We start from the raw sequence: 23,338 nt of genomic DNA, 5'->3' as shown, positions 1-23,338 counted from the left end.
CCGACCCCGCCCCGCCCCGCACAAGCGAAGGCGCCCCCATCGGACAGGCCGCGCGGGCGGGAGGCGCGGGCGGCGGTAGAAGCGACTGGCGCTGGCGGGCGGCGCGGGGGCGGGCATGCCAAGGCGCCGGAGACATCGTCGGTCTCCGGCGCCTCATCGACGGGCGGCGGGCCCGTCGTCGCCGTGTCAGTGCCCGTACTTGACGGACGAGCCGCCCTTGCAGTGGGCGCTCGCGCCGCCGATGACGGCGACGGCGTTGCCGCAGACGTTCACGGGGACCGAGATCGGTGCGATCACCTGGGTCCCGTTCAGGATCCCGAAGTTGTCGCTGGTCTTGTTGTGGCTGAACCAGTTCTCGTCATGGCCCTTGCCATGGTGGCCCTTGCCGTGGTGGTCCCAGTCGCCACCGAAGGTGGCGGCGTATGCGGGCGCCGCGGCGAATGCGGAGCCGGCGACGGCGAAACCGAGGATGCCGGTGGCGGCGAGCTTCTTGAACACGAGAGTCCTCCCGTACGTGGGCTTGGCAGTGCCCAAGGTGACATTGCCGACGCCGCCCACTGGGACGGCGTCGCGTACGGTAGTTACCCGGCTACGTTAAGGAAGATCGAATGCGCTTCCCAGGGGGGCGCCAAATGATGATCACGAGCTGCCCAAGGCGTTACGAGGACGGGCCGTTCTGGCCGCTTTTCACTAGACCCGTCTCATAAGCGAACACGACCGCCTGGACCCGGTCGCGCAGGCCGAGCTTCATCAGGATCCGCCCCATATGGGTCTTCACCGTGGCCTCCGAGACGTAGAGCCGCCCGGCGATCTCCGCGTTCGACATGCCGCGCGCGACGAGGCGCAGCACCTCGTTCTCCCGGTCGGTCAGGCTCTCCAGCGCCCCGCCCGCCTTCTGCGCGGCGTCCGGGAGATGCACCGCGAACCGGTCCAGCAGCCGCTTGGTCGTGCTCGGCGCCACCACCGCGTCCCCCGAGTGCACCGCCTTGATCGCCTCGATGAGCTGCGCCGGCCCCGCGTCCTTCAGCAGGAACCCGCCCGCGCCCGCCTTGATCGCGGCGAACGCGTACTCGTCCAGGTCGAACGTGGTCAGGATGACGACCTTCGGCCCGGACCGCGCCACCACCTGCCGCGTCGCCTCGATCCCGTCCATCCGCGGCATCCGGACGTCCATCAGCACCACGTCCGCCCGCGTGCCCCGCAGCAGCTCCAGCGCCTGCACCCCGTCCCCCGCCTCACCGGCGACCTCGATGTCGGGCTGCGCGTCGAGCACCATCTTGAAGCCGGCCCGCACCAGCTCCTGGTCGTCCACGAGCACCACCCGGATGGGCGCCGCCACGTCCGTCATGCCATCTCCCTGTCCGCGGCTCCTCGCACGTCCGGCGAGGGGCGCCGCATGCCCTGGTCCCGCCCGCCGCCACCGGTCACGCGGCGACCTCCTCGCGCACCGGCAGGCTCGCCGCCACTTCGAAACCGCCGCCGGCACGCGGGCCGGCGGCGACCGTCCCGCCGTACACCGCGACGCGTTCGCGCATCCCCGCCAGCCCGTGGCCGCGCCCGTCGTCGGACGCGGCCGCACCGCGCCCGTCGTCGACCACCCGGACCTCCAGCGCGTCGCCGGAGTAGCTCAGCCGCACCGACACGCTCACCCGCGGGCCACCGTGCTTGAGCGTGTTGGTCAGCGCCTCCTGGACGATCCGGTAGACCGTGAGCTGGCGCCCCTCCGACATGGGCGCTGAGGGCCCGTCCACCTCGAACGCCACCGGCAGGCCGGCCGCGCGGACCTGTTCGACCAGGTCGTCCAGCTGCGCCACGCCCGGCTGCGGCGCGTACACCCCCGCGTCGTCGTTCTCGCGCAGCACGCCGAGGAGCCGCCGCATCTCCGCCAGCGCCAGCCGCCCCGTCGAGGAGATCGTGTCGAGCGCCTGCCGGGCCCGTCCCACGTCGGTGTCGATGGCGTAGGACGCGCCGTCCGCCTGCACCACGATCACGCTGACGTTGTGGGCCACCACGTCGTGCAGTTCGCGGGCGATGCGGGCGCGCTCGGCCGCCATCGCCACCTTGACCTCGTTGTCGCGCTCGCGCTCCAGCCGCTCGGCCCGCTCCTCCACCGAACGCAGGTACGCCCGGCGCGTGCGCATGTGCAGTCCGAGGACGTACACGCCCGCCACCAGCACCGTCATCATGACGAACGTGAACTTGCGATCGTCGGCGCCGGACGGGTAGCGGTAGGTCACCATGACCGAGCCCGCCTCGCCGACCAGCGCCGCCGCGATCCCCCAGCGGAACGTGCACCCGGCCGCGACCGTGTAGAGCCCCATCAGGACCGCGGCGTTCGCCGGCACCGGGATCTGCCCCAGCACGCACTGGACGCAGGAGACGAGCGCGACGACGGCGAAGACCGACCGGGGGTACGTCCGGCGCAGCACCAGCGGCCCGGTCAGCGCGACCGTCAGCGCCACGTAGTGCCAGGGCCTGATCCCGCTCGGCCCCACCAGCAGCGACGGCACCGAGAAGAGCAGGACCGGCAGGGCGAAGAAGGCGTCGACGAGCGGCTTCTTGCCCCGCAGCCACTCCCAAGCGCTCGCCACCATGCCGACAGCGTACGTACCCGCAGTTCACTCCCGGATCAGCCGCAGGTCGGACCCGTGTCCGCCGCGAGGATGGCCCGCCCGGGGCCGCCGCCCACGGTAACGTCGCAGTCGTGGAGTCGCTGGTTTCCGGATGGCTGACGTGGCGCACCGCGATGGAGCGGGCCCTCTACGGGGAGGACGGTTTCTACCGGCGCGAACGCCCCGCCGAGCACTTCCGCACCTCGGTGCACGCCTCGCCGCGGTTCGCCGCCGCCATCGCCCGCCTGCTGGTCGAGGTCGACGCCCTGCTCGGCCGCCCCGACCGCCTGGACGTGGTCGACATCGGCGCCGGTTCCGGGCGCCTGCTGGGCAACATCCTGGCCTGCGTGCCGCCCGACCTGGACGCCCGGCTCGTCCCGACGGCGGTGGAACTCGCGCCGCGCCCCGCGGACGTCCCGTCCCGGATCACCTGGCGGCCCGACCTGCCCGCCCGCATCACCGGCCTCGCGGTCGCGAACGAGTGGCTCGACAACGTCCCCCTGGACGTGGTGGAACGCACCCCCGAGGGCGTCCGGACCGTGCTGGTCGACCCGTTCAGCGGCACCGAGCGGCCGGGGCCGCCGCCGTCCGACGAGGACCGCGGCTGGCTGGACCTGTGGTGGCCGCTGGCCGAACCGGGCGACCGCGCCGAGATCGGGCATCCGCGCTGCGCCGCCTGGGCCTCGGTGATCGGCCGCCTCTCCGCCGGCCTCGCGCTCGCCGTCGACTACTCGCACTCCCGCGAGTCCCGGCCCGTGTACGGGACGCTGACCGGCTACCGCGACGGGGCCACCGTCCCCGCCGTCCCGGACGGATCGTGCGACGTCACCGCCCATGTCGCACTCGACGCCTGCCAGGTCGCGGGACGCCGCGCCGGAGCGACGTCCAGCCTCCTGACGACCCAGCGCGAGGCCCTGCGCGCCCTGGGCCTCTCGGGGGCCCGCCCGCCCCTCACCCTGGCCCACCAGGACCCCCGCGCCTACGTAGCGGCCCTCTGCCACGCAGGCGAGGACGCCGAACTGATCGACCCCGACGGCCTGGGCGGCTTCGGCTGGCTCACCCAGACCACCGAGATCCCCATCCCCACCCTCCTCACCCACCTCAACTGACCCGCAAGCCCAGCCCTCTCCGAACCCAGCAGAAGCCCGCATGCCAGGACCCGCGCCCTCCTGCGCCCCACGCCTGCTCCTGAGTGACTCCAAGACGCGCCGCAGCCGGCAAGGCGCGTCGCAGCCGGCAGGACGCGTCGCAGTCGGCAAGCCGCGTCGCAGCAGGTCAGGAGGCGCCCTTCCCGTCCAGGCCGGCGCCACTGCTGGAAGCCGACCTGGCACCTGGCGCACTGGCCGCCCGCTACCAGGTCGCGTCGGTGTGCGTCCGGCCCGCCGGCGTGCCTCCAGGCCGCACGCGCTCCGAAGGGCACTGGCCTGGCCGTCGGCACAAGGCAGCGAGCCACCAGCCTCACCGCGGCCCTTCTGCGGACGGGGTTGGTCAGCGCTCCACTTGGAGGGCGGTCAGGCCGCGTAGGACGTAGCCGGGCTTCCAGTCTGGTTCGGTGGTGAGGCGCAGGTCGGGGGCTGCGCGCAGGAGCGCGCCGACCGACTCGGCGAGTTCAATGCGGGCCAGGGGTGCTCCCAGGCAGTAGTGGATGCCGAGGCCGAAGGTGATGTGCGGGTTCGGGTCGCGTCCCAGGTCGAGCCGGCCCGGGTCGGCGAACACCTCCGGGTCACGGTTGGCGGACGCGAACTGGAGGGCGACCTCGGCGCCACGGGGGATGTCGACGCCGGCGACCCTGATGTCCTCCAGCACCCAGCGTTCGAACATGGGCGCCGGGGTGTCGTAGCGCAGCAGTTCCTCGACCGCGGTGGGCACGAGTGACGGGGTGGAGCGGAGGCGCTCCAGCTGGTCGGGGTTGCGGAACAGTGTCCACCAGCCGTTGCCGGTCGCGTTCACGGTGGCCTCGTGGCCCGCGTTGAGGAGGAGAACGCAGGTGCCGATCAGCTCGTCCTCGGTGAGCCGGTCGCCCTCGTCCACGACGTGGGCCAGCGCGGTGATCAGGTCGTCTCCCGGTTCGGCCCGCCGGGTGCGGGCCAGGTTCCGCAGGTAGTCGGAGAACTCCACGGCCGCGCGGACGGCGGTCCACTGGACCTCCTCGGGCGGGTTCAGCTCGTACATGCCGCAGATGTCGGCGGACCAGGGGCGCAGCAGGTGCCGGTCCTCGACGGGGACGCCCAGCATCTCGGCGATCACGTTCACCGGCAGCGGCTCGGCGATCTCGGCGAGCAGGTCGCCGCCGCCCCTGTCCGCGAGCCCCGACGCGAGCTCCTCGGCGAGGCGCCGGATCGTCGGGCGCAGGCCTTCCACCATCCGCGCCGTGAACGCCTTGGACACCAGGCGCCGCAGCCGCGTGTGGGTGGGAGGCTCCACGTCCAGCATCCCGGCGCGGATCAGGTCCCAGAAGGGTTTGAGGAAGTCGGGCTCCGGCTCCTGCCCGAACTCCTCGTGGCTCGCGATGTGGAGGTAGGACCGCCCGAGGCGCCGGTCGCGCAGCAGCGCGTCCACGTCCTCGTACCGGCTGATCACCCACTGGCCGGTGGGCTCGTGGAAGAACACCGGCCGCTCGGCGCGGAGCCGCTCGAACACCGGATACGGGTCCGCCACGAACGCGGCGGACCAGGGATCGTAGGCCAGGTCGCTCATGTCCCGAAGATATGCGCCCTTCGCAGCCGATCGACAGCGGAGCCGACCCGAGCAATCCGGGCGGCACAGCCTGCAGCACCGCCATGAGCACCCGCGCCCCGCTCCTCACCGGAAGACAGGGCGGGCGCGGGAGCTGAGCTGTAGCTGGTTGGGGCTTCAGCGAATGTGGCAGGTCCATCGGGGACGTCCCTTCCGCGGGGTCGTGTCACTGCTGGGCGGAGTCGGCCCGCCCTCCCCCCTTGGGCGGGCCGACGTGTTCATCGTCGGGGGACGCTCAGGGGCGCGGAAGTAGAACGCGGTTCTGTGGATAAGTCGTCAGCGGGCCCAGTGGGTGGGGTCGCCGCCACCGGCACGGCGGGCGGCGAGGGCTCGGCGTGAGGTGGATTCGACGATCGCGCGGGCCTCGCCCAGTTCGCGGTCCGCCGCAGCCACTTGGACCGGTCCCGGGGGCGCGTCCACGTGGACGGTGGCCAGGCCCAGCATGCGCTGGAAGAGGTTCACGGTCAGCCGCACGCTCTGCGCGCGCGCGTGGGCGATGACGTCCGTGCGGCGGCAGGGCCACCCGTGCCGGGACACGAAGACCACGTCGTCGGTGCCGGCGCCTTCCGCGTGCTCGATCGACACGGTCTTGGAGGACGCGGGGACGAGGGTGACGGCGTCCACCTGCGTCCCTGGGAAGACCTGCGAGACGAGGTGCATGGCGACGTGCCGGGGCGCGACGGGCAGCAGGGTCGACGACAGCGCTTGGCGCTCGCCCGCGTATCCGGCGACGGTGACGTCGACGCGGGCCCAGCCCAGGCTGCGCCAGATCAACGGTTCGACGATGCTGACGGCCTGGACGCGGCCCGGCGGCAGAGTCTGCATCCGGGTCTCCAGCAGGCCGTAGCGCAGGCGGATCCCGTCAGGTGACATCGCGACCGTGAAGTTGGCGTACATGACCAGCGGCGCGATCACGGCTCGGATGAGGCCGAGCAGGACCGGGATGGTGACGGCCAGGATGCCGCCCTCCGCGTACATCACCAGGAAGATGAGGGACGCGAGGAAGAGCAGCGCCGTCCCCAGGACGGGGAGCCGCACGACGAGCGATCCGAGCAGGGAACCGAACGAGACCCGCCACAGGTGACGCTCGGGCGCTTCCGGAGTGTGGCCCGGGAGCCCCGCAGCGCGGGCGAGGAGTTCGGCACGCAACTGTTGCGCCGACTGCCGTCCCAGGTAGCGGAGAGCGATCTCGCTCTGCTCGCCCCCTGCCAGCTCCACGCGCACCTCAGAAAGCGCGAACACCCGCGTCACCAAGGGGCGCACGACGTCTATGGCCTGGATCCGCGAAAGCGGGATGCGGCGCGCGTTCTTACGCAGGATGCCGGTTTCGACGACGAGGTCGTCGTTGTCGACGCGGAAGCGCAGTGCGAGCCAGGTCCACAGGCCGGTTCCTACCGCGACCAGCCCCATGGGAATGGTCACGAGGATGAACCGCAGGATCACCTCCGGCGTGAGTGCCAGAGTGATGCCGCCGTCTGTCTGCGTCAGCAGCAGCGGGAAGCCGAGCAGGACGAAGTAGATGATGAGGAAGACGAACGCGCGCAGGGGTGCCGTCGCCCAGTGAAGTCTGTGGGTGCCCTCCGAGAACCGGATCGGTGGACGTTGCGGCTGCGGCGGTCCATAGGCATACGGAGGCCGGGGCGGGCCGTACCCCGGGCGGGGCGGCGGGTACGGCGGCCCTGCAGGACGACCGTAATGACCCGGTGGCCCGGGTGGCCCGGGCGGCCCGGGCGGACCGGGGCGTCCAGGCGGACCATACGGGCCGTAGGGGCCGCTCATAGGCCCATGCTCCGTTCCTCGCCCTTCTGCGCGAGACGGTCGCGCAAGAGCGCGGCCTCGGCAGTGGGCAGTCCCGGGATCGTCGCGTCCGTGGCTGCGGCCGCGGTGTGCATCCGGACGGTGGCGACACCCATCCACCGCTCCAGAAGCCCTGCGGTGACGTCCACGAACTGCATCCGCCCGTACGGGACCACGATGAGCCGCCGGACGAGGACGCCATGGGTCACGATGAGGTCGTCGCCACGCTCGACATAGCCGTAGGCCCGGCGGTCCAGTTCGGCGACCACCCAGGTGAGAATGACCCCGAGGACGACGGCGGCGACCCACATCGAGGCCGCGACCACGGTGCCGTTCCTCCAGATGATGAAGGCGCCCACACCGCCCACGGGAATCGCCCACAGGACCGCGGTGACAAGCCTGTGCCACGCGTGGCGTTTCGAAACGGGCGACCAGTGAAGGCCGGCGCCAGGCGCGAAGGCCTGGTCCGCCTGGTAGGCGGGCGGTCCCTGGCGCGGCGGGTAGGGTGCCCCTACCTGTCCCTGACCAGGGGGCTGACCGCCGTGGCCCGGACCGGACGGCGCGGGCGGACGCACCGCGCCCTGCTGTCCAGGGTGCGCGGCGGGATCGAACGGCGGTTCGCCGTGGCTCGCGTTCATTGCCCCCTAGTCAATCGGATAACGACTACCGCTCGCCATGGGACCATGAAGCGGTGATCGGAGTGGCGGAGGCTCGACCATGACCACCGAACGGATCGTCGGGATCGGTGCGGGCGCCAAGGAGCTCGCCACCGAGGACATGACCCTGAACATCGGCCCCCAGCATCCGTCCACGCACGGTGTCCTCCGGTTGAAGCTCACCTTGGACGGCGAACGCATCTCGGCCGCCGAGCCCATCGTCGGCTACATGCACCGTGGAGCGGAGAAGCTGTTCGAGGTCCGCGACTTCCGGCAGATCATCGTCTTGGCGAACCGGCACGACTGGCTGTCGGCGTTCTCCAGCGAGCTCGGCGTCGTCCTCGCCGTCGAACGCATGCTCGGCATGGAGGTCCCCGTACGCGCGGTATGGGCGAGGACGCTCCTGGCCGAGCTGAACCGGATCCTCAACCACCTGATGTTCCTCGGTTCCTACCCGCTGGAAGTGGGCGCCATCACCCCGATCTTCTACGCGTTCCGCGAGCGCGAGGTCCTGCAGCGGGTCATGGAGGAGATCTCCGGTGGACGCATGCACTACATGTTCAACCGTGTCGGCGGGCTGAAGGACGACCTTCCCGCCGGTTGGACGGCGCGCGCGCGGGCGGCGGTCTCGGAGGTCCGGGCCCGCATGAGCGACATCGACGACCTCATCATGGGGAACGAGATCTTCCGGGCCCGCACCAGGGGGGTCGGCGTCCTCACCCGGGAGCAGATCCTGCAGTACGGGGTGTCCGGGCCCATCGCGCGCGCGTCCGGTGTGGACTTCGACCTGCGCCGGGACGAGCCCTACCTCGCTTACGACGAGCTGGACATCCGCGTGGTCACCCGGTCGGAGGGGGACTGCCTGGCCCGCTTCGAGTGCCTGCTGGACCAGGTGCACGCGTCGCTCGACCTAGCGGACGCCTGCCTCGACCGCCTCGCCGAGCTTCCTCAGGGCCCCATCAACCAGCGGCTGCCGAAGGTCCTGAAGGTCCCCGAGGGGCACACCTACGCCTGGACGGAGAACCCGCTGGGCATCAACGGCTACTACCTGGTGTCGCGCGGCGAGAAGACCCCGTGGCGGATGAAGCTGCGGTCCGCGTCGTTCAACAACATCCAGGTGCTGGCGGAGCTGCTGCCCGGCAACCTCGTCGCCGACATGATCGCCATTCTCGGCTCGATGTTCTTCGTCGTCGGCGACATCGACAAGTAGCCCCGCGCCCTCGCGGCACAGGCAGCCCGGCGCCCGCCCCTGGCCTCAGGCCCGGGACGCACCGCGCTGGTCGTGCTGCTCCTCGTCCGGCCCCTTGGGCACCCGGCACGCGAACTCCAGGAAGAACGCCGCCGCCACCAGCACGACGGCCGCGAGGAACGTGCCGCCGCTCACGAAGAAGTCATGCCGGGGGGTCGACTTGTCGAGTTGTGAGGCGAGGCTGACGGCGAACCCGCCGAACACGCCCGCGATGACCGCCGCGGAGTGCGCGCTGGCCTTCCCCAGGGCCGCCAGGCGCGCGACCGCCATGGGATCCAGCGGCTTCTGCCTCGGCTTGCGGACGTTGTCCGGCGCGCGCCCCTTGGAGGGTTTGCGGCGGATGCGGCGCAGCACGTTCAGCCCGGTGAACGCCTCAGCGAGGGCGAGCAGGAGCAGCGTCGGCACCGCCGTCCACGGCAGCGGGGGCAGCGACAGGTAGGCAGAACGCAGCACCGCCCAGGTGATGACCCCTATGACCACCACGAGGGCGACAAGGAACAGTGGGCGGGACGGCTTCATGCAGGCTGCTGCAAGGGCAGGTCGTCACGCCGGCGGCAGGCCGACGGGCCGCCCTCCGCCTGTTTGGCCTCGGCCAGGTCGCCCACGCGGCCGTGCCCCGGCAGCAGCACGTCGGGCTCGATGTCGGACCACGGGACGAGAACGAACGCGCGCTCGTGCGCGCGGGGGTGCGGGAGCGTCAGATCAGGGTCGTCGGACGTGATGTCCCCGAAAGTCACGATGTCGATGTCGAGGGTGCGCGGGCCCCAGCGGACCACGCGCTCGCGGCGCATCGCGTTCTCGATGTTCAGGACCCGCTCCAGAAGGTTCTCCGGTGGCAGGCGCGTGTCGGCGATGAGCACGATGTTCAGGAAGTCGCCCTGCTCGGGGATGCTCTCCCCGGGCGGCGCGTAGGGGGCGGTCTCGTAGACGGGAGAGAACGCCACGAAGTTCAGCCCCGGTGCGTCGAACAGGGCGTCGACCGCCTCCTGGATGTTGTCCAGGCGCTCCCCGAGGTTGCTGCCGATCGAGAACACGACCCGGTGCTGGACCAGCATGTGCCCCCCGGTGGCGGTGCGGTCGGGCATGCGGTCGGACGCGGTCATGGGCGACTCCTCGTGATCTTCACGGCGACGTCCGCGAAGGGATGCTGGATCGGGGCGCTCGGCTTGTGGACGGTGATCTCGACCTCGGACACCGTCCGTTCTTGCAGACATATCTTCGCCAACCGGTCGGCCAGCGTTTCGATGAGGTTGAGGGGCTCCCCCTCCACGACGGCGACCAGCCGGCCGGCGAGCGTTCCGTAGTCGACGGTACGCGAGAGGTCGTCGCCTTCCGCGGCGGGGCGCGTGTCCAGGCCGAGGACGGCGTCCACGACGAACTCCTGGCCCAGGTCACGCTCGGCGGGCAGGCACCCGTGGCGTCCCCGTGCCCGAAGCCCGCGCAGTTCAATGCGGTCGAGAGTCATTCTTCCTCTGCATCCACGACGTTGAGGACGGGGGAACCGTGGTGGAGCAGCAGCCGCCACTCCCCGCCCGCCCGTACGAACACGTTCGTCGCCACGATGCTTCCACCGGCGAGGAACCCTGCTTCGGTGTCCTCGTCTGCGGTCAGAACGTTCTCCTTGCACGTCACCACGGCGTGGTCGCCGTACACGTCTGTCTCCACATCGGTGAGCACGAACTGGATGTAGGACGTGTTGGCCATGATGAGCGCCCACGAGCGCAGGACCGCCTCACGTCCCCGCAGCATCGTCCAGCCGGGGTGCACGCAGGAGACGCCCTCGGCGTACTGGCCGTCCGCCCAGACCGCGGACATGCGGTCGAAGTCACCGGCCTCGAACGCGGCATAGAACTCGGCATGGACCTCGTCCACGTCGGCGCGGTTCACGGCACGGCTCATAGGCGGGGACTCCCGTCGTCACTGACCTGCTCAAGGCTGTTCGGGGGGACGCTGTCCTGGTCGACCGGACGGGCCGCGCGCATCGCCGCCGCCACTCGTACCGCGTCGGCGTTGGGGCGGACCCTGTGCACCCTTACGCACCATGCCCCGGCGGCCGCTACGAGAGACGTGATGGCCACGGTGGCGTCATCGCATTCGCCGAACGGACGACGCGTCCCGTCCGCTTCCGCCAGGAGGCGCGTCAGAAACCCCTTGCGGGACGCTCCCACCAGGACGGGGTAACCGAGACCGGTGAACGCGTCCAGATGGGCGAGCAGCGACCAGTTGTGCCCCGTCTCCGGGTTCTTGGCGAAGCCCAGCCCGGGGTCGAGCACCACCATCGACGGGTCGACGCCCTCCCCCAGCACGGCGTCGACCCTGTGCAGCAGCTCGTCGCGCACCTCACGCACCACGTCCGTGTAGATGGCGCGGTTGTACATGTCGTGGCTGTGGCCGCGCCAATGCATCACCACGTACGGGACGCCCGCGGCGGCCACCACCCGCGGCATGTCAGGGTCGGCCAGGCCGCCGCTCACGTCATTCACCAGCCGGGCGCCCGCGTCGACCGCGGCCTCGGCGACCTCGGCGCGCATGGTGTCGACGCTCACGGGAACGTTCTCGGCCACGAGCGCCTCTATGACGGGCACCACGCGGCGCAGTTCCTCTTCCTGGGACACACGCTGCGCGCCAGGGCGCGTCGACTCGCCGCCCACGTCCACGATGTCGGCGCCCTCGCCCACGAGATCGAGCCCGTGGCGGACCGCCTTCTCCGGATCGAACCAGGCGCCGCCGTCGGAGAAGGAGTCGGGGGTCACGTTGACCACGCCCATGACGAGGCAGCGCCCTGGCTCGGGCAGCCCCGGAACGGCGGCACTGGTCATGTCACCCAACCCTATGCCTTGCGATCGACCCGCCGGAGCGGCGCTTCGGCGGCCCTGTCCGTCCGGCATACCCTCTCCGGGAGCAGCAGAACGGGCCTCAGCTTGACGCTGAGGCCCGTTCAGACGTTCGGACGCACCCGGGAAGCCCGGGAGCTCGTCAGCGGCCGAGAATCAGGCTCATCGCCTCGGACCGCGTCTCGGCATGATCCCGGAAGTCGCCGCGCACCGCCGACGTCACCGTCTTCGCGCCCGGCTTCCGCACCCCGCGCATCGTCATGCACAGGTGCTCGGCCTCGATCACCACGATGGCGCCGCGCGGCTCCAGCACCGCCATCATCGCGTCGGCCACCTGGCTCGTGAGGCGCTCCTGCACCTGCGGCCGGCGGGCGTACACGTCCACCAGCCTGGCCAGCTTCGACAGACCGGTGATCTGACCCCTCTTGTTGGGCGTGTACCCCACGTGGGCGACCCCGTGGAAAGGAACCAGGTGATGCTCGCAGACGGAGTACACCTCGATGTCCTTCACCAGGACCATTTCCTCATGGTCGGCGTCGAACACCGTGGTCAGCGCGTCCTCTGGCTGCTGGCGCAGGCCCGCGAACTGCTCGGCGTACGCGCGCGCCACCCTGGCGGGGGTGTCGCGCAACCCGTCGCGGTCCGGGTCCTCCCCGATGCCGATCAGGATCTCGCGGACGGCCTTCTCGATGCGCGCGTGGTCGAAACGCCCGCCGTGCAGTGTCTCGCCCGGCGGGTCGTTCTCGATCGGCGCCTCGTCGTACGGGATCGCCAAGGCCGTCAGCTCTCGCCCGGGGCCGGGTCGACGGCCTCAGAGGTGACGCCGCTCTGGCCGTTGTTCTTGGTCAGGTCGGTGACGTCCTGCGGGCCGAGCAGTGCCAGCTCCTTGGGCGAGAGCACCGGCGGACGGTCGGACGGGAGGCGCTTGCCGTAGCCGGTGTAGGAGTTCTGGTGCGGCCGCTTCTCGATCGGCGCGAAGATCTCCAGCACCTGGTTCTTGGACAGCGTCTCCTTCTCCATCAGGTTGACGACGAGCTCGTCCAGGACGTCCCGGTACTCGACGAGGATCTCCCACGCGGTGTCGTGCGCGCCCTCGATGTAGCGCCGGACCTCGTCGTCGATCGCCGAGGCGATGTCCTCGGAGTAGTCGCGCTCGTGGCCCATGTCGCGGCCGAGGAAGACCTCGCCCTGCCCGGAGCCGAACTTGCGCGCGCCGAGGCGCTCGCTCATGCCGTACTCGGTCACCATGTTGCGGGCGATGGAGCTGGCCTTCTCGATGTCGTTGGCCGCGCCGGTGGTCGGCTCGTGGAAGACCAGTTCCTCGGCGGTGCGTCCGCCCAGCAGCATGGCGAGCTGGTCGGTCATCTCCGAACGGGTCGTGAGGAACTTGTCCTCCATCGGGAGGGTCATGGTGTAGCCCAGGGCCCGTCCGCGCGGAAGGATCGTCACCTTGTGCACCGGGTCGGAGTTCGGCAGCGCGTGCGCCACCAGCGCGTGCCCGCCCTCGTGGTAGGCGATGATCTTCTTTTCCTTCTCCGACATCACCCGGGTCTTGCGCTCCGGCCCGGCCATGACGCGGTCGATGGACTCCTCCAGGGTGTCCATGTCGATCAGCTTGCGGTCGAAGCGCGCGGTGAGCAGCGCCGCCTCGTTGATCACGTTGGCCAGGTCGGCGCCGGTGAAGCCGGGGGTGCGGCGCGCGATCACGTCGAGGTCGACGTCCTGAGCGAACGGCTTGCCGCGCCCGTGCACCCGCAGGATGCCCTTGCGGCCCTCCAGGTCGGGACGGTCCACGGTGACCTGGCGGTCGAAGCGGCCGGGACGCAGGAGCGCCGGGTCGAGGATGTCGGGGCGGTTCGTCGCGGCGATCAGGATCACGCCGCCCTTGACGTCGAACCCGTCCATCTCGACCAGCAGCTGGTTCAGGGTCTGCTCGCGCTCGTCGTGGCCGCCGCCGAGGCCCGCGCCGCGGTGCCGTCCGACGGCGTCGATCTCGTCGATGAAGATGATCGACGGGGCGTTGGTCTTGGCCTGCTCGAACAGGTCGCGGACCCGGGACGCGCCCACGCCGACGAACATCTCGACGAAGTCGGAGCCGGAGATCGAGTAGAACGGCACACCGGCCTCGCCGGCGACGGCGCGCGCCAGCAGCGTCTTGCCGGTGCCGGGCGGGCCGTACAGCAGCACGCCCTTGGGGATCTTCGCGCCGATGGACTGGAACTTCGCCGGGTTCTGCAGGAAGTCCTTGATCTCTTCAAGCTCCTCCAGGGCCTCGTCGGCCCCGGCCACGTCGGCGAAGGTGGTCTTCGGGGTGTCCTTGGTGATGAGCTTGGCCTTGGACTTGCCGAAGTTCATCACCCGCGAGCCGCCGCCCTGCATCTGGTTCATGATGAAGAGGAAGATCAGCACGATGACCACGATGGGCAGCAGGCTGAACAGCAGGTTCAGGAAAAAGCTCTGCTTGGGGACATCAACGTTGTAACCGCCGGACAGCTTGCCGGCGTTGGCCTGCGTCTGCAGCTGCTGCTGCAGCTGGAGGCCCTGGCCCTCGACCCAGGAGGCCTGCTGCTGCTTGCCGTTGGTGAGCGTCAGCTCGATCCGCTGGTCCTTGTCAATGATCTTCGCGGACTTCACCTGGCCCGCGTTGATCTCCTGGACGACCTTGGATGTGTCGACCTTCTCGAACGAACGGCCGGGATTGACGCCCCACATGACGAGGGCGACCAAGAGGCCGAACAGCAGGATCCACAGCAGCGGCCCGCGAAAATAGCGCTTCACGTCCATTTATCCGGTTACCCCGTAGGGGCCCGTCCCTCCTGACCAACTCTGTGTGCGATCCTCGCTCGCCCCGGAGGACGAACGCCACTGCGACCAACAACGCGACCAACGGGAAGGCCCGTCGCCCGGGGCTCCGGTCCCACCGTGCCGGCTTCCCTCATATGGCTTCCCGAACCCGGGGTCCGGGACACCGACGGTACACCGCAGGCGCAGGAGACGCAGCCGCCGCTGTCCTCCCGCATCCCTTGCTTATACCCGTCAACGACCTTTGCAACGATTCGTCACGGTCCCTTGTTCCCTGGGGTGTTGGTGCGCCCCCCGGCCAGTGTGGGCGCGGCCCGCCTGATCCGCCCCTCCCCGGCGCCCTCCAGGACGCTCAGGCTCCGCCTCCGCCGTACACGTGCGGGGCCAGGGTGCCGACGAAGGGAAGGTTCCGGTAACGCTCCGCATGGTCGAGCCCGTATCCGATGACGAACTCGTTGGGGATGTCGAACCCGATGTACTTCACGTCGAGGTCGGTCTTGACGGCCTCCGGCTTGCGCAGCAGCGCGCAGATCTCAAGGGAGGCGGGGTTGCGCGAGAGCAGATTGCTCACCAGCCACGACAGCGTCAGGCCCGAGTCGACGATGTCCTCCACGATCAGGACGTGCCGGTCGAGGATGTCGGTGTCGAGGTCCTTGAGGATGCGGACCACGCCGGAAGACTTGGTGCCCGAGCCGTAGGACGACACGGCCATCCAGTCCATGGAGGCCGGCGAGTGCAGCGCCCGCGCCAGGTCGGCCATGATCATGACGGCGCCCTTGAGGACCCCGACGAGCAGAAGGTCCCTGCCCGCGTAGTCGGCGTCGATCTGCGCGGCGAGCTCGCGCACCTTGGCCTGCAGGTCGTCCTCGGGGATCAGCACCTTCGCCAGGTCGTTGCCCAGGTCCTTCTCGTCCACAACCCCAACCTCTCAGCTCAGACCTCGCCCGTCCGGTGGGACGGACGTCGAACGGACACCGCCGCGCGCCGTTCGGGCAGTGCGCGGCGGACGCGGTGCGTGATGATCCGCACACGCCGCGGCGTCAAACCAGGCCGAACAGCAGCTTTCCAGACCTGCGGAAGGCGCGCAGCCCCCCGGGCAGATCCACGTGCCGCTGGCCGTGCCAGGCCGTGACCAGCCGATCCACTGCATCGATATGGACCGCCGCGAGCGTACCCGGTGGGCTGCCGGCCCTGACCGCCGCCATCCGCAGGACCCTCGTACGGACGGCTCTGGGCAACCCTTCGAGCCCCTCCAGGCGGACGGCCACGTCATAGCCCTCTTCGGACGTCTCAAGGTCGGGATAGGCGCGAGCAGCCATCTCGTCGAGGGCGTCGGCGTCGTCGCGCAGCATCCTGGCCGTTCGCGCCAGCGCTTCGGCCACTCCCGGGCCGAGCGCCCTCTCCAGAGCGGGAAGAGCCTCGCGCCGGACGCGTACGCGCGCGTATGCGGGGTCGACATTGTGGGGGTCGTCCCAGGGGTCGAGACCCATGGCCTTGCAGGCACGGCGTGTGGTGGTGCGATCCAGTTCCAGAAGGGGCCTCAGATACAGGGTGCCGTTGGAGCGCCTAAAGGCCGAGGGCATGCCCGCCAACGACCGGGCCCCGGAACCACGCGCCAGGCCCAGCAGGACCGTTTCAGCCTGGTCGTCTTGCGTGTGACCGAGCAGGACGGCTGAAGCACCCATCCGGTGGGCGGCACCGTCCAGAGCCGCGTATCGCGCGTCGCGAGCTGCATTCTCCGGGCCGCCGGGTCCGTCGACGGTGACCGCGATCGATCCCGCGGGGTCGAGGCCAAGGCCCGCCATGGTTCGGACCACCGTGTCGGCGCGCTCGTCCGAGCCGTCCTGCAGGCCGTGGTCGATGGTGATGCCTCCTCCCGGACGCCCTGCTCTCGGCGCTTCGAAGGCCAATGCCCCGGCGAGCGCCAGCGAGTCGGCGCCCCCGCTGCACGCGGCGAGCACCGTCGCTCCCTGGGGCAGGTCGGCGAGCACCCGGCGCACCGCAAGACGTACCGCCGCCACCGCCGGATCAGGGCCCATGGCAAACGTCTACCATCACGCGCCTTCGGACGCGCAAGGCATTCACGGCCTCAGGGGCGCCGGGGTCAGGCCTCGTTGGCCTTCGGCGGGGCGTCGATGGCGCGTGTACCGACGACCCTGCTCATCCACAGGGCGGGTTCCTTGATCTCGTCGTGGGTCGGGAGCGTCTCCGGCGACTGCCAGACCTGGTTGAAGCCGCTCATGCCGACCTCGGTGACGACCCTTCGCACGAACCGCGAACCCTCCGCGTACTGCTTCATCTTCAGGTCGATGCCGAGCAGGCGCCGGATCGTCTTGTCGAGCTTGGAACCGCCCGAGCGCCGCCCCTGGAAACGCGACCGGATCTGCTGGACGGACGGCACGACCTCGGGGCCCACCGCGTCCATGACGTAGTCGCCGTGCCCTTCGACGAGCGTCATCACGGCGGTGAGGCGGTCGAGGATCTCCCGCTGCTCCGGCGTCTGGATCGCGTCGATGAGGTTGGAGTCACCACCGCGCACCGCGTCGGCGACGGCCTCGGCCGCGTCGCGGATGCGGTCCAGCATCATGCCCGGGTCGAGGTCGGACGCGAGGAGGAACTTGGTCATCTGGTCCTGGACGTACTCGCGCAGCCATGGGACGCCGGTGAACTGGGCGCGGTGCGTCTCCTCGTGGAGGCAGACCCAGAGGCGGAAGTCACGCGACTCCACACCGAGCTCCTGCTCCACATGCACGATGTTGGGCGCGACCAGAGTCAGCCGCCCTGTCGGCGCACGCCCGGACGGGTCCGGCGGCAGGAACAGCTCGTACTGCCCCAGAACACGGCTCGCCATGTACGCCAGAATCGCGCCCACCTGCATGCCGGTGACACGGGAACCGACCGCCTGGACGACGACGTTGCCCGCCCCGCCGAGGGGGCTGCCGTTGCCCTTCGCCGACATCTGCTCCATGAGCGGCTCCAACACGACCCGGAAACCGTCCACGTTGGCGCGGATCCAGCCCGGCCTGTCCACGATCGTCGCCGGGTCCGGGTCGAGCTCGGACGCCATGCCGGTGAAGTCCCGCACGTGCCCATGGGCGATCTTCGACAGGGCGCGCAGCTCCTTGACGACCTCACGGGCCTCGGCGTGGGTGACCTGCGGCCCGGGCCTGACGAGCCGGGTGCCGGCCTGGACCGCCAGGTTCCAGTCGATCATTGAGGCGCTCATGTCACCACCGTACGTTCGGAACGCGGCGCCGGAGCGCCCTGCATGGTCCTTCAACGAACAACCGTTCTGGTTATCTCCCGTACGGCCGACCCCACACCCGCGCCCCCGCTCGGGTGTGGGGCCTCAGATCAACCGCATCCGCAGGTGGCCACCGCCGCGGCGAGCTGGTCGAGCTTGCCGGGATCGACCGGCCCCTTGCCGTCCCCCGCCATGAACGCGAACGCGAGCAGGCGGCCGTCCGCGTCGTAGGCGAGCCCTGCCAGGGTGCTGACTCCGGCCAGGGTGCCGGTCTTGGCGCGCACCATCCCCGCGCCCGCCTGGCTGGCCGCGACGGTGTAGCGGGGCGGGCTCAACGTCCCGGAGAACCCCGCGATCGGCATGCCGGTGATGACCGGGCGCAGGTTCGGATGGTCCCCGCCCGCGGCGAGCGAGACGATCCGGGCAAGCGCGATGGGCGAGATGCGGTTGGAAGGCGACAACCCGCTGCCGTCGTTGACCGTGACGCCCTCGGCCACGCCGAGCCCGGCGAGAACCTGCCGGACGGCCTGCGCGGCATCGGCGAACGTCGCCGGACGCCCCAACTTGATGGCGACCTGGCGGGCCACCGCCTCGGCCACGTCGTTGTCGCTGTCGGTCAGCAGATGCTCCACGAGCGCGGAGAGCGGCGGCGACTGTACCGCGCCGAGTTGGACGGCCTCCTTCTGCGCGACCGTCGAGCGCCCCGTCTTGGCACTGACCCCGTTCTTGGACAGCAGACGCGCGAACTCCCTCGCCGCGGCGGAGGGCGGGTCTGAGACCCGTGTCTTCCTGGACGGGTCCGACGGCGCCACACGTCCCTCGTCGACGGTCAAGGCGCTGACAGGCGCCACCTCACCGTCGGGCAGATAGTTGGGTTTCCAGCCCGCGGCCGTACGAGGACCCTGATAGGCGGACGCGTCGTAGTCCACACGCACCTGGCCCGCACCGGATGCCTTCAAGGCCGTGGCCGTCTGGCGGGCCAAATCCGCAAGCGACGCGTAGGGCGGATGTCCGGCCCCAGGACGCGGCGGCAGCGCCGTCAGGGTAGGATCCCCGCCTCCGACCAGAATGATCCCGTCGCCGGCGCCGCGCACGACCCGGGTGGTGATCCGGTGTGCCGGGCCGGCCGAGGCCAGCGCCGCCACCGACGTCGCCAGCTTCGTCGTCGAGGCCGGGGTGGCGGGCTGCCCGGCGCGCAGCTCGTACAGCGGCCGCCGGGTCTCCGCGTCGACGACCACCGCGTTGATCTTCGCCTGCGGTCCCCCGATCAACGCGGACAGCCGTCCCGCCAGGGCGGACGGGTCGGGTGTACGGCCCGATCCGGGCCCTGCGGCGGGGATCGCCGCGGACGACGGCGCGATCCGCACCAGGTCGCGGGCCGCCACGCTGGGCGGTTGCGGCGACAGGCGCCGGTCCGGTGTGAGTTTCACCACTGCCAGACCTGCGAGGACGGCGAAAACGTTAAGGAGGGACAGCGACAGGACTGCGAGGGCCCGGCCCCGTCCAGGCACGTGACCGCCCCTCTCCCACTCAGCACTCATCAACGTGCGACATCCTTATACAGGGGAACACTCACCTGTGGTGCCGGCCTCGCCCACAGGCTCCCGAAAGACTATTCACTGCGAGCGCGCAGGGAGCGGAGGACATCTTGAATTTCGACGTCACGATTGAGATCCCCAAGGGTCAGCGGAACAAGTACGAGGTGGACCACGAGACCGGCCGCATCCGGCTCGACCGCATGCTCTTCACCTCCACGCAGTACCCGGCCGACTACGGGTTCGTGGAAGACACCCTCGGCGAGGACGGCGACCCCCTGGACGCGCTGGTCCTGCTCCAGGAGCCGACCTTCCCCGGATGCCTCATCCGCTGCCGCGCCGTGGGCATGTTCCGCATGACCGACGAGGCCGGCGGCGACGACAAGGTCCTGTGCGTCCCGGCGACCGACCCCCGCATGGAGCACCTGCGCGACATACACCACGTCGCCGAGTTCGACCGGCTGGAGATCCAGCACTTCTTCGAGGTCTACAAAGACCTGGAGCCCGGCAAGTCCGTCGAAGGCGCCAGCTGGGTGGGACGCGTCGAGGCCGAGCAGGAGATCGAGCGTTCCTTCAAGCGCGCCTCCGACCAGGGCGGCCACTGAGACGTCCCCGGCCCGTGCGGCCGGCCGGGCCGTGCGAAGTCGCCGACGGCGCCGACCCGCTCCCCGCCGCACACGCGACGCTCGCGAGGAACCCTTCTGTAGGACTTCTACAGAAGGGTTCTCTCTTTCTTCGGGACTTCCTTCAGCCTGCGGGACGCGTGGCACCGACCAGGTCGTGCCGGTGAATGCTCGCAATGCGTACCTGTGCGCCTGTGTAGGGCGCCTCCACCATGCGACCGTCGCTGAGGTAGAGGCCGACATGGTGGATCGTGGCGGGGTCGGATCGGTTGGTGGCGAAGAAGACCAGGTCGCCTGGACGGAGTTTGCTGATCGGAATGTGCGGCCCGGACGTCCACTGAGTGCCCGTCCAGTGGTCGAGTCGCACACCCGCCTTGTTCCACGCGTACATGGTCAGGCCTGAGCAGTCGAAGCCGACGGTCCCGGCGCCCTGAGCGATGCCGTACGTCGGCCCGTCCATGTCACCCCCGCCCCAGGAGTAGGGCGTGCCGAGCCACTTGAGCGCCGCCTCGACCGCGATGGCACCACGCGCCTCACGCGGAACATCATCAAGAGACTTCGGAACAGGGAAATCCGACCGGACCGCGCGCGTCCGCTCCTTCTCCAATGCGCGTTCCCGCGCGCGCTTGACCTCCGCCGTCTTCGCCTGCGCCTTGCCGAGCTTGCGTTCCAGGCGACGCTTGTCAGTCTCGATGCGCTGAACGGCTGCCTGCTGGGTGGCCACGGCATCCTGCGCGAGCCGTTTGGCCTCGTCGGCACGCCTCGTCGCCGCTCCTTGCTCGTCCAGCGCGGTCTTCGCCTGGCGGCGGAACACGTCCGCGACCGTCTCGGAGGCTTCGACCCGGCGGAACATGGCGGTTCGCCGTTCGGCGAGCATCTTGACCATGCCGGCGCGGTCCATGAATCCCTGAGGTCCGCCTTCACCCGCGACGGCTGAGGACATCGGGTCGTAGCCGGTGTTGTCTCGGTACACCTGCGCGGCGAAGGACGCCAGTTCCGCCCTCGCCTCCTCAACTCTCCGGTTCGCCTCGGCGAGTCTCCCTTGGACGTCCCTGTACGACTCTTGCGCGCGACGCATTTGCACCAGTTCACCGTTGTAGCGCTCAACAGCGGCCTCCGCGGCGACGGCGAGCCTGTCGAGTTCGCCGTCCGCCTGGGCGAGCATGGCCTTCGTCCGCCCTACCTCGGCCGCGCGCTCTCTGACGTCGCGTTCGCTCCGTTCGACGTCCTTCGCGCTGGGACCGGGAGGGTCGGGCCGACGGGCCGACGCGCCCGGCACCAGCACGCTCATGCCGATCGCGACGCCGGAGGTGAGAGCGGCCAACCGCAGCGCCCTGCCACCGGCGGGAGACAGGGTCACGCGACGGCGACGTAGCTCGGGTGCGCCAGGTGCCATGATCACGTTCTCCCCGCCCGCGGTCCTGCCTAGCGCAAATGATCAGCTACGAAGCGTAGTTGACTCGGGAAATGGCAGGTACAAACGCCACGCGATGGACGGGCGCAACAGGGGGATGTCAGGCGCCCGGTGGTGTCGGACTCGGGGCGTCAGGGCGCCATGTGACGTTGACCCGGTCCCCACCAGGCCGGAACGTGACGGCGATTTCTCCGCGAGACCGCTGCTTTCGCGAGATGTACACGTTAACGGTCACGCTCTGTCCGGCTCCAAGGCGTCCAGAGGATGGGCTGGCTGAGGGGGCCTCGGCCCTTCGCATGCCGGTTCACTGCCCCGTCCTCTGCCCGCAGTTCGATGGAGCCGTGGGATCCCCCTGCCAGGTCCAGGAAGAGAGGCGAGGCAACCAACACGCCATTGTCCGCAGGCTGTGCTGATCCGAGAAGACCAGCATCGAAGACGTGTCCAAGAGGACGGGTGGCGAAGCAGACGATCCACGTGCACCCAATGGAACCGTGGCCGACGGGACAGCGCCGAGGGTGTCGGACACATGCGGACGCGCAGTCGGCCGCCGCCCAGACCCGGGCTCCTGAGAGATACCGGGTCTTGCCGTCGGACGCGAGCCGGCGTGCTTGTCCTTGTCCTCGCGTTGGGCGCCTACGGCGTACATGGACGCGACCCCGGAGGCGGACAGGAGCGCCACGACCACGAGCACGGCAGCGGCACGACTCGCCTGTGCGTAGAGCTTGGCCGGCTCCCCCTCCTTGGATGCCTTTCGGGCGCGGACGAACCGCCGGCGCCTACCTTGGCGAGACGCCCGTCCCGGACGGCCGAAGGCGGTCTGGACGGGAAATCCATCGGACCTGAACTCCGTGACGCGAGTGGCCACAAAGAGCCTGTAGCCGACAAGCTCCGGATCCAGGAAGCAACTCATGACCCTGAGCCGTGTCTCCGGCGCGGGTACCGCGTCCGGCAGCAGCCCGTAGACCTTGGCGGCCGACACGGACCGGGGACGGAGGACTCCACAGGCGGAACACTCCTGCGCATGCTCCATCAGCTGCTTGCTGACGTCTTGGGTGAGGTCGCCACGTCGCTCCCGCAGGAGCAGAGCGCGCTCGGGGCAACCGCATGGCCCGCTACTGGCGAGCATCCCCGCGGTCACCGCCGCTTCGAGTTCACTGTGCGCGCCGTCGAGTGCCGTCTGGGCGTCCCTCAGCGATAACTCGAAAACGGTGGCGAGGTCGGGAACCGACAGCTGGTGCCTGACGCGCAGTTCCAGGAGCTCCTGGGAGAGGGGCGACATCCCCAGCACCGTCTGCCACGCCGTGATGCGCTCGTCGACGTCCTCTTGGTCGTGGCCGGTGACCGGCACGTCCGGCGCCTGGCATCCGGCCGGCATTCGGCGGGCGCACTCCAACCGGGCGATGGCGTAGAGCCATGGCCCGAACCGATCGGGCTCACGCAGCTTGCTGATGTGCGCCTCGGCCACGATGAAGGTGTCCCGCAGGGCGACCTGTGCCGCATCGCGTGCACGCAGCTGAAACCAGCAGTACGCGTAGAGCCCCTCGGCATGGGTGTCGTACACCGCGGCCGGGGCACCGGGGTCGCGCTCGCGCAGCGTCTCGACCAAGAGGTGGGCGCTCATGCCAGAAAAGGTAAAGGGCGCAAGCGCTCTTTACCAGTAAATTCAAGAGGTCACACTCCGATACCGAACATCACTCTTACCCCTTAAGTAGTTCTTCCGGGAGTGTGTCGCACCTAATGGACTTTAGGGCACTTCGGCCCACATACTGCAAGGTTCACTGGTTCGCATGACCAGCACACCGCCCCGATCGGCGACCGGAGGGTCACCAAGCGTGA

The 23,338-nt window shown here is 70.1% G+C and carries 22 protein-coding genes; 3 read left to right on the top strand and 19 right to left on the bottom strand.

All coding sequences use genetic code 11. The features are described 5' to 3' along the window. Window positions 1–186 precede the first annotated feature (186 nt). From ACQEU6_RS32735 to ACQEU6_RS32725, 3 genes are all read right to left on the bottom strand, one after another. Complete coding sequence (locus tag ACQEU6_RS32735; RefSeq protein WP_499337031.1) at window positions 187–498, bottom strand: chaplin family protein; 312 nt, start codon at window positions 496–498, stop codon at window positions 187–189. 160 nt (window positions 499–658) lie between these two features. Next, window positions 659–1,348, bottom strand: coding sequence for a response regulator (locus ACQEU6_RS32730; protein ID WP_499337030.1), 690 nt, complete (start codon window positions 1,346–1,348; stop codon window positions 659–661). Window positions 1,349–1,424: 76 nt separating this feature from the next. After that, window positions 1,425–2,594 (bottom strand): sensor histidine kinase, encoded by a 1,170-nt coding sequence (locus ACQEU6_RS32725; protein WP_499337028.1) that lies wholly within the window; start codon window positions 2,592–2,594, stop codon window positions 1,425–1,427. 110 nt (window positions 2,595–2,704) lie between these two features. Here ACQEU6_RS32725 and ACQEU6_RS32720 point away from each other — a divergent pair, with 110 nt between their 5' ends. Then, window positions 2,705–3,721, top strand: a complete 1,017-nt coding sequence (locus ACQEU6_RS32720; RefSeq protein WP_499337026.1) for an SAM-dependent methyltransferase — start codon at window positions 2,705–2,707, stop codon at window positions 3,719–3,721. A 379-nt stretch (window positions 3,722–4,100) separates the two neighbouring features. Here ACQEU6_RS32720 and ACQEU6_RS32715 read toward each other — a convergent pair whose 3' ends face one another. The 3 genes from ACQEU6_RS32715 to ACQEU6_RS32705 all read right to left on the bottom strand — a co-directional run bounded on the left by ACQEU6_RS32715 (window position 4,101) and on the right by ACQEU6_RS32705 (window position 7,783). Continuing rightward, window positions 4,101–5,309 (bottom strand): cytochrome P450, encoded by a 1,209-nt coding sequence (locus tag ACQEU6_RS32715; RefSeq protein ID WP_499337025.1) that lies wholly within the window; start codon window positions 5,307–5,309, stop codon window positions 4,101–4,103. A gap of 315 nt (window positions 5,310–5,624) precedes the next feature. Continuing rightward, entirely contained in the window at window positions 5,625–6,770 is a 1,146-nt protein-coding gene (locus ACQEU6_RS32710; RefSeq protein ID WP_499337023.1) for a PH domain-containing protein, read from the bottom strand. A gap of 353 nt (window positions 6,771–7,123) precedes the next feature. Beyond that, window positions 7,124–7,783, bottom strand: a complete 660-nt coding sequence (locus tag ACQEU6_RS32705) for a PH domain-containing protein (RefSeq protein ID WP_499337021.1) — start codon at window positions 7,781–7,783, stop codon at window positions 7,124–7,126. A 79-nt stretch (window positions 7,784–7,862) separates the two neighbouring features. On the opposite strand from ACQEU6_RS32705, the gene ACQEU6_RS32700 reads away from it, so the two are divergent. Then, complete coding sequence (locus tag ACQEU6_RS32700) at window positions 7,863–9,011, top strand: NADH-quinone oxidoreductase subunit D (protein WP_499337019.1); 1,149 nt, start codon at window positions 7,863–7,865, stop codon at window positions 9,009–9,011. A 45-nt stretch (window positions 9,012–9,056) separates the two neighbouring features. Here the strand turns inward: ACQEU6_RS32700 and ACQEU6_RS32695 are convergent, their stop codons facing one another. The 11 genes from ACQEU6_RS32695 to dacB all read right to left on the bottom strand — a co-directional run bounded on the left by ACQEU6_RS32695 (window position 9,057) and on the right by dacB (window position 19,471). Continuing rightward, window positions 9,057–9,569, bottom strand: a complete 513-nt coding sequence (locus ACQEU6_RS32695) for a DUF3180 domain-containing protein (protein WP_499337017.1) — start codon at window positions 9,567–9,569, stop codon at window positions 9,057–9,059. Beyond that, window positions 9,566–10,153 (bottom strand): 2-amino-4-hydroxy-6-hydroxymethyldihydropteridine diphosphokinase, encoded by a 588-nt coding sequence (folK, locus tag ACQEU6_RS32690; protein ID WP_499337015.1) that lies wholly within the window; start codon window positions 10,151–10,153, stop codon window positions 9,566–9,568. The genes ACQEU6_RS32695 and folK overlap by 4 nt, the downstream gene beginning before the upstream one ends. Next, window positions 10,150–10,515 carry a dihydroneopterin aldolase gene (folB, locus tag ACQEU6_RS32685; protein ID WP_499337013.1) on the bottom strand — a complete coding sequence of 122 codons (366 nt, stop codon included), beginning with the start codon at window positions 10,513–10,515 and terminating at the stop codon, window positions 10,150–10,152. Before folB ends, folK begins: the two co-directional genes overlap by 4 nt. Then, window positions 10,512–10,949 (bottom strand): nuclear transport factor 2 family protein, encoded by a 438-nt coding sequence (locus ACQEU6_RS32680; protein ID WP_179837860.1) that lies wholly within the window; start codon window positions 10,947–10,949, stop codon window positions 10,512–10,514. The genes folB and ACQEU6_RS32680 overlap by 4 nt, the downstream gene beginning before the upstream one ends. Next, a complete protein-coding gene (gene folP, locus ACQEU6_RS32675; protein ID WP_499337011.1) occupies window positions 10,946–11,869 on the bottom strand; it encodes a dihydropteroate synthase in 924 nt (307 codons plus the stop codon). Before folP ends, ACQEU6_RS32680 begins: the two co-directional genes overlap by 4 nt. 157 nt (window positions 11,870–12,026) lie before the next feature. After that, a complete protein-coding gene (folE, locus tag ACQEU6_RS32670; protein ID WP_499340416.1) occupies window positions 12,027–12,632 on the bottom strand; it encodes a GTP cyclohydrolase I FolE in 606 nt (201 codons plus the stop codon). Between the two features lie 32 nt (window positions 12,633–12,664). Beyond that, complete coding sequence (gene ftsH, locus ACQEU6_RS32665; protein WP_499337009.1) at window positions 12,665–14,668, bottom strand: ATP-dependent zinc metalloprotease FtsH; 2,004 nt, start codon at window positions 14,666–14,668, stop codon at window positions 12,665–12,667. Between the two features lie 370 nt (window positions 14,669–15,038). Next, on the bottom strand, window positions 15,039–15,602 hold the full coding sequence (hpt, locus tag ACQEU6_RS32660; RefSeq protein ID WP_499337007.1) for a hypoxanthine phosphoribosyltransferase: 564 nt from the start codon (window positions 15,600–15,602) through the stop codon (window positions 15,039–15,041). 124 nt (window positions 15,603–15,726) lie between these two features. Further along, a complete protein-coding gene (tilS, locus tag ACQEU6_RS32655; RefSeq protein ID WP_499337006.1) occupies window positions 15,727–16,725 on the bottom strand; it encodes a tRNA lysidine(34) synthetase TilS in 999 nt (332 codons plus the stop codon). A 65-nt stretch (window positions 16,726–16,790) separates the two neighbouring features. Next, window positions 16,791–17,900 carry a zinc-dependent metalloprotease gene (locus tag ACQEU6_RS32650; RefSeq protein ID WP_499340414.1) on the bottom strand — a complete coding sequence of 370 codons (1,110 nt, stop codon included), beginning with the start codon at window positions 17,898–17,900 and terminating at the stop codon, window positions 16,791–16,793. Window positions 17,901–18,040: 140 nt separating this feature from the next. Beyond that, on the bottom strand, window positions 18,041–19,471 hold the full coding sequence (gene dacB, locus ACQEU6_RS32645; protein WP_499337004.1) for a D-alanyl-D-alanine carboxypeptidase/D-alanyl-D-alanine endopeptidase: 1,431 nt from the start codon (window positions 19,469–19,471) through the stop codon (window positions 18,041–18,043). Window positions 19,472–19,578: 107 nt separating this feature from the next. On the opposite strand from dacB, the gene ACQEU6_RS32640 reads away from it, so the two are divergent. Next, the gene (locus ACQEU6_RS32640; protein ID WP_339155591.1) at window positions 19,579–20,070 is read left to right on the top strand and encodes an inorganic diphosphatase; all 492 of its coding nucleotides are present in this window, start codon (window positions 19,579–19,581) and stop codon (window positions 20,068–20,070) included. Window positions 20,071–20,212: 142 nt separating this feature from the next. Here the strand turns inward: ACQEU6_RS32640 and ACQEU6_RS32635 are convergent, their stop codons facing one another. Both ACQEU6_RS32635 and ACQEU6_RS32630 read right to left on the bottom strand, forming a co-directional pair. Further along, window positions 20,213–21,412 carry a C40 family peptidase gene (locus ACQEU6_RS32635; RefSeq protein ID WP_499337003.1) on the bottom strand — a complete coding sequence of 400 codons (1,200 nt, stop codon included), beginning with the start codon at window positions 21,410–21,412 and terminating at the stop codon, window positions 20,213–20,215. Window positions 21,413–21,806: 394 nt separating this feature from the next. After that, window positions 21,807–23,123 (bottom strand): RNA polymerase sigma factor, encoded by a 1,317-nt coding sequence (locus ACQEU6_RS32630; RefSeq protein WP_499337002.1) that lies wholly within the window; start codon window positions 23,121–23,123, stop codon window positions 21,807–21,809. Between the last annotated feature and the right edge of the window lie 215 nt (window positions 23,124–23,338).

Source organism: Spirillospora sp. CA-108201 (assembly GCF_050936235.1).
In the GTDB taxonomy this organism is placed as follows: Bacteria; Actinomycetota; Actinomycetes; order Streptosporangiales; family Streptosporangiaceae; genus Spirillospora.
Note: the sequence above shows the minus strand (reverse complement) of the source record. Positions and strands in the feature narration are given on the sequence as shown.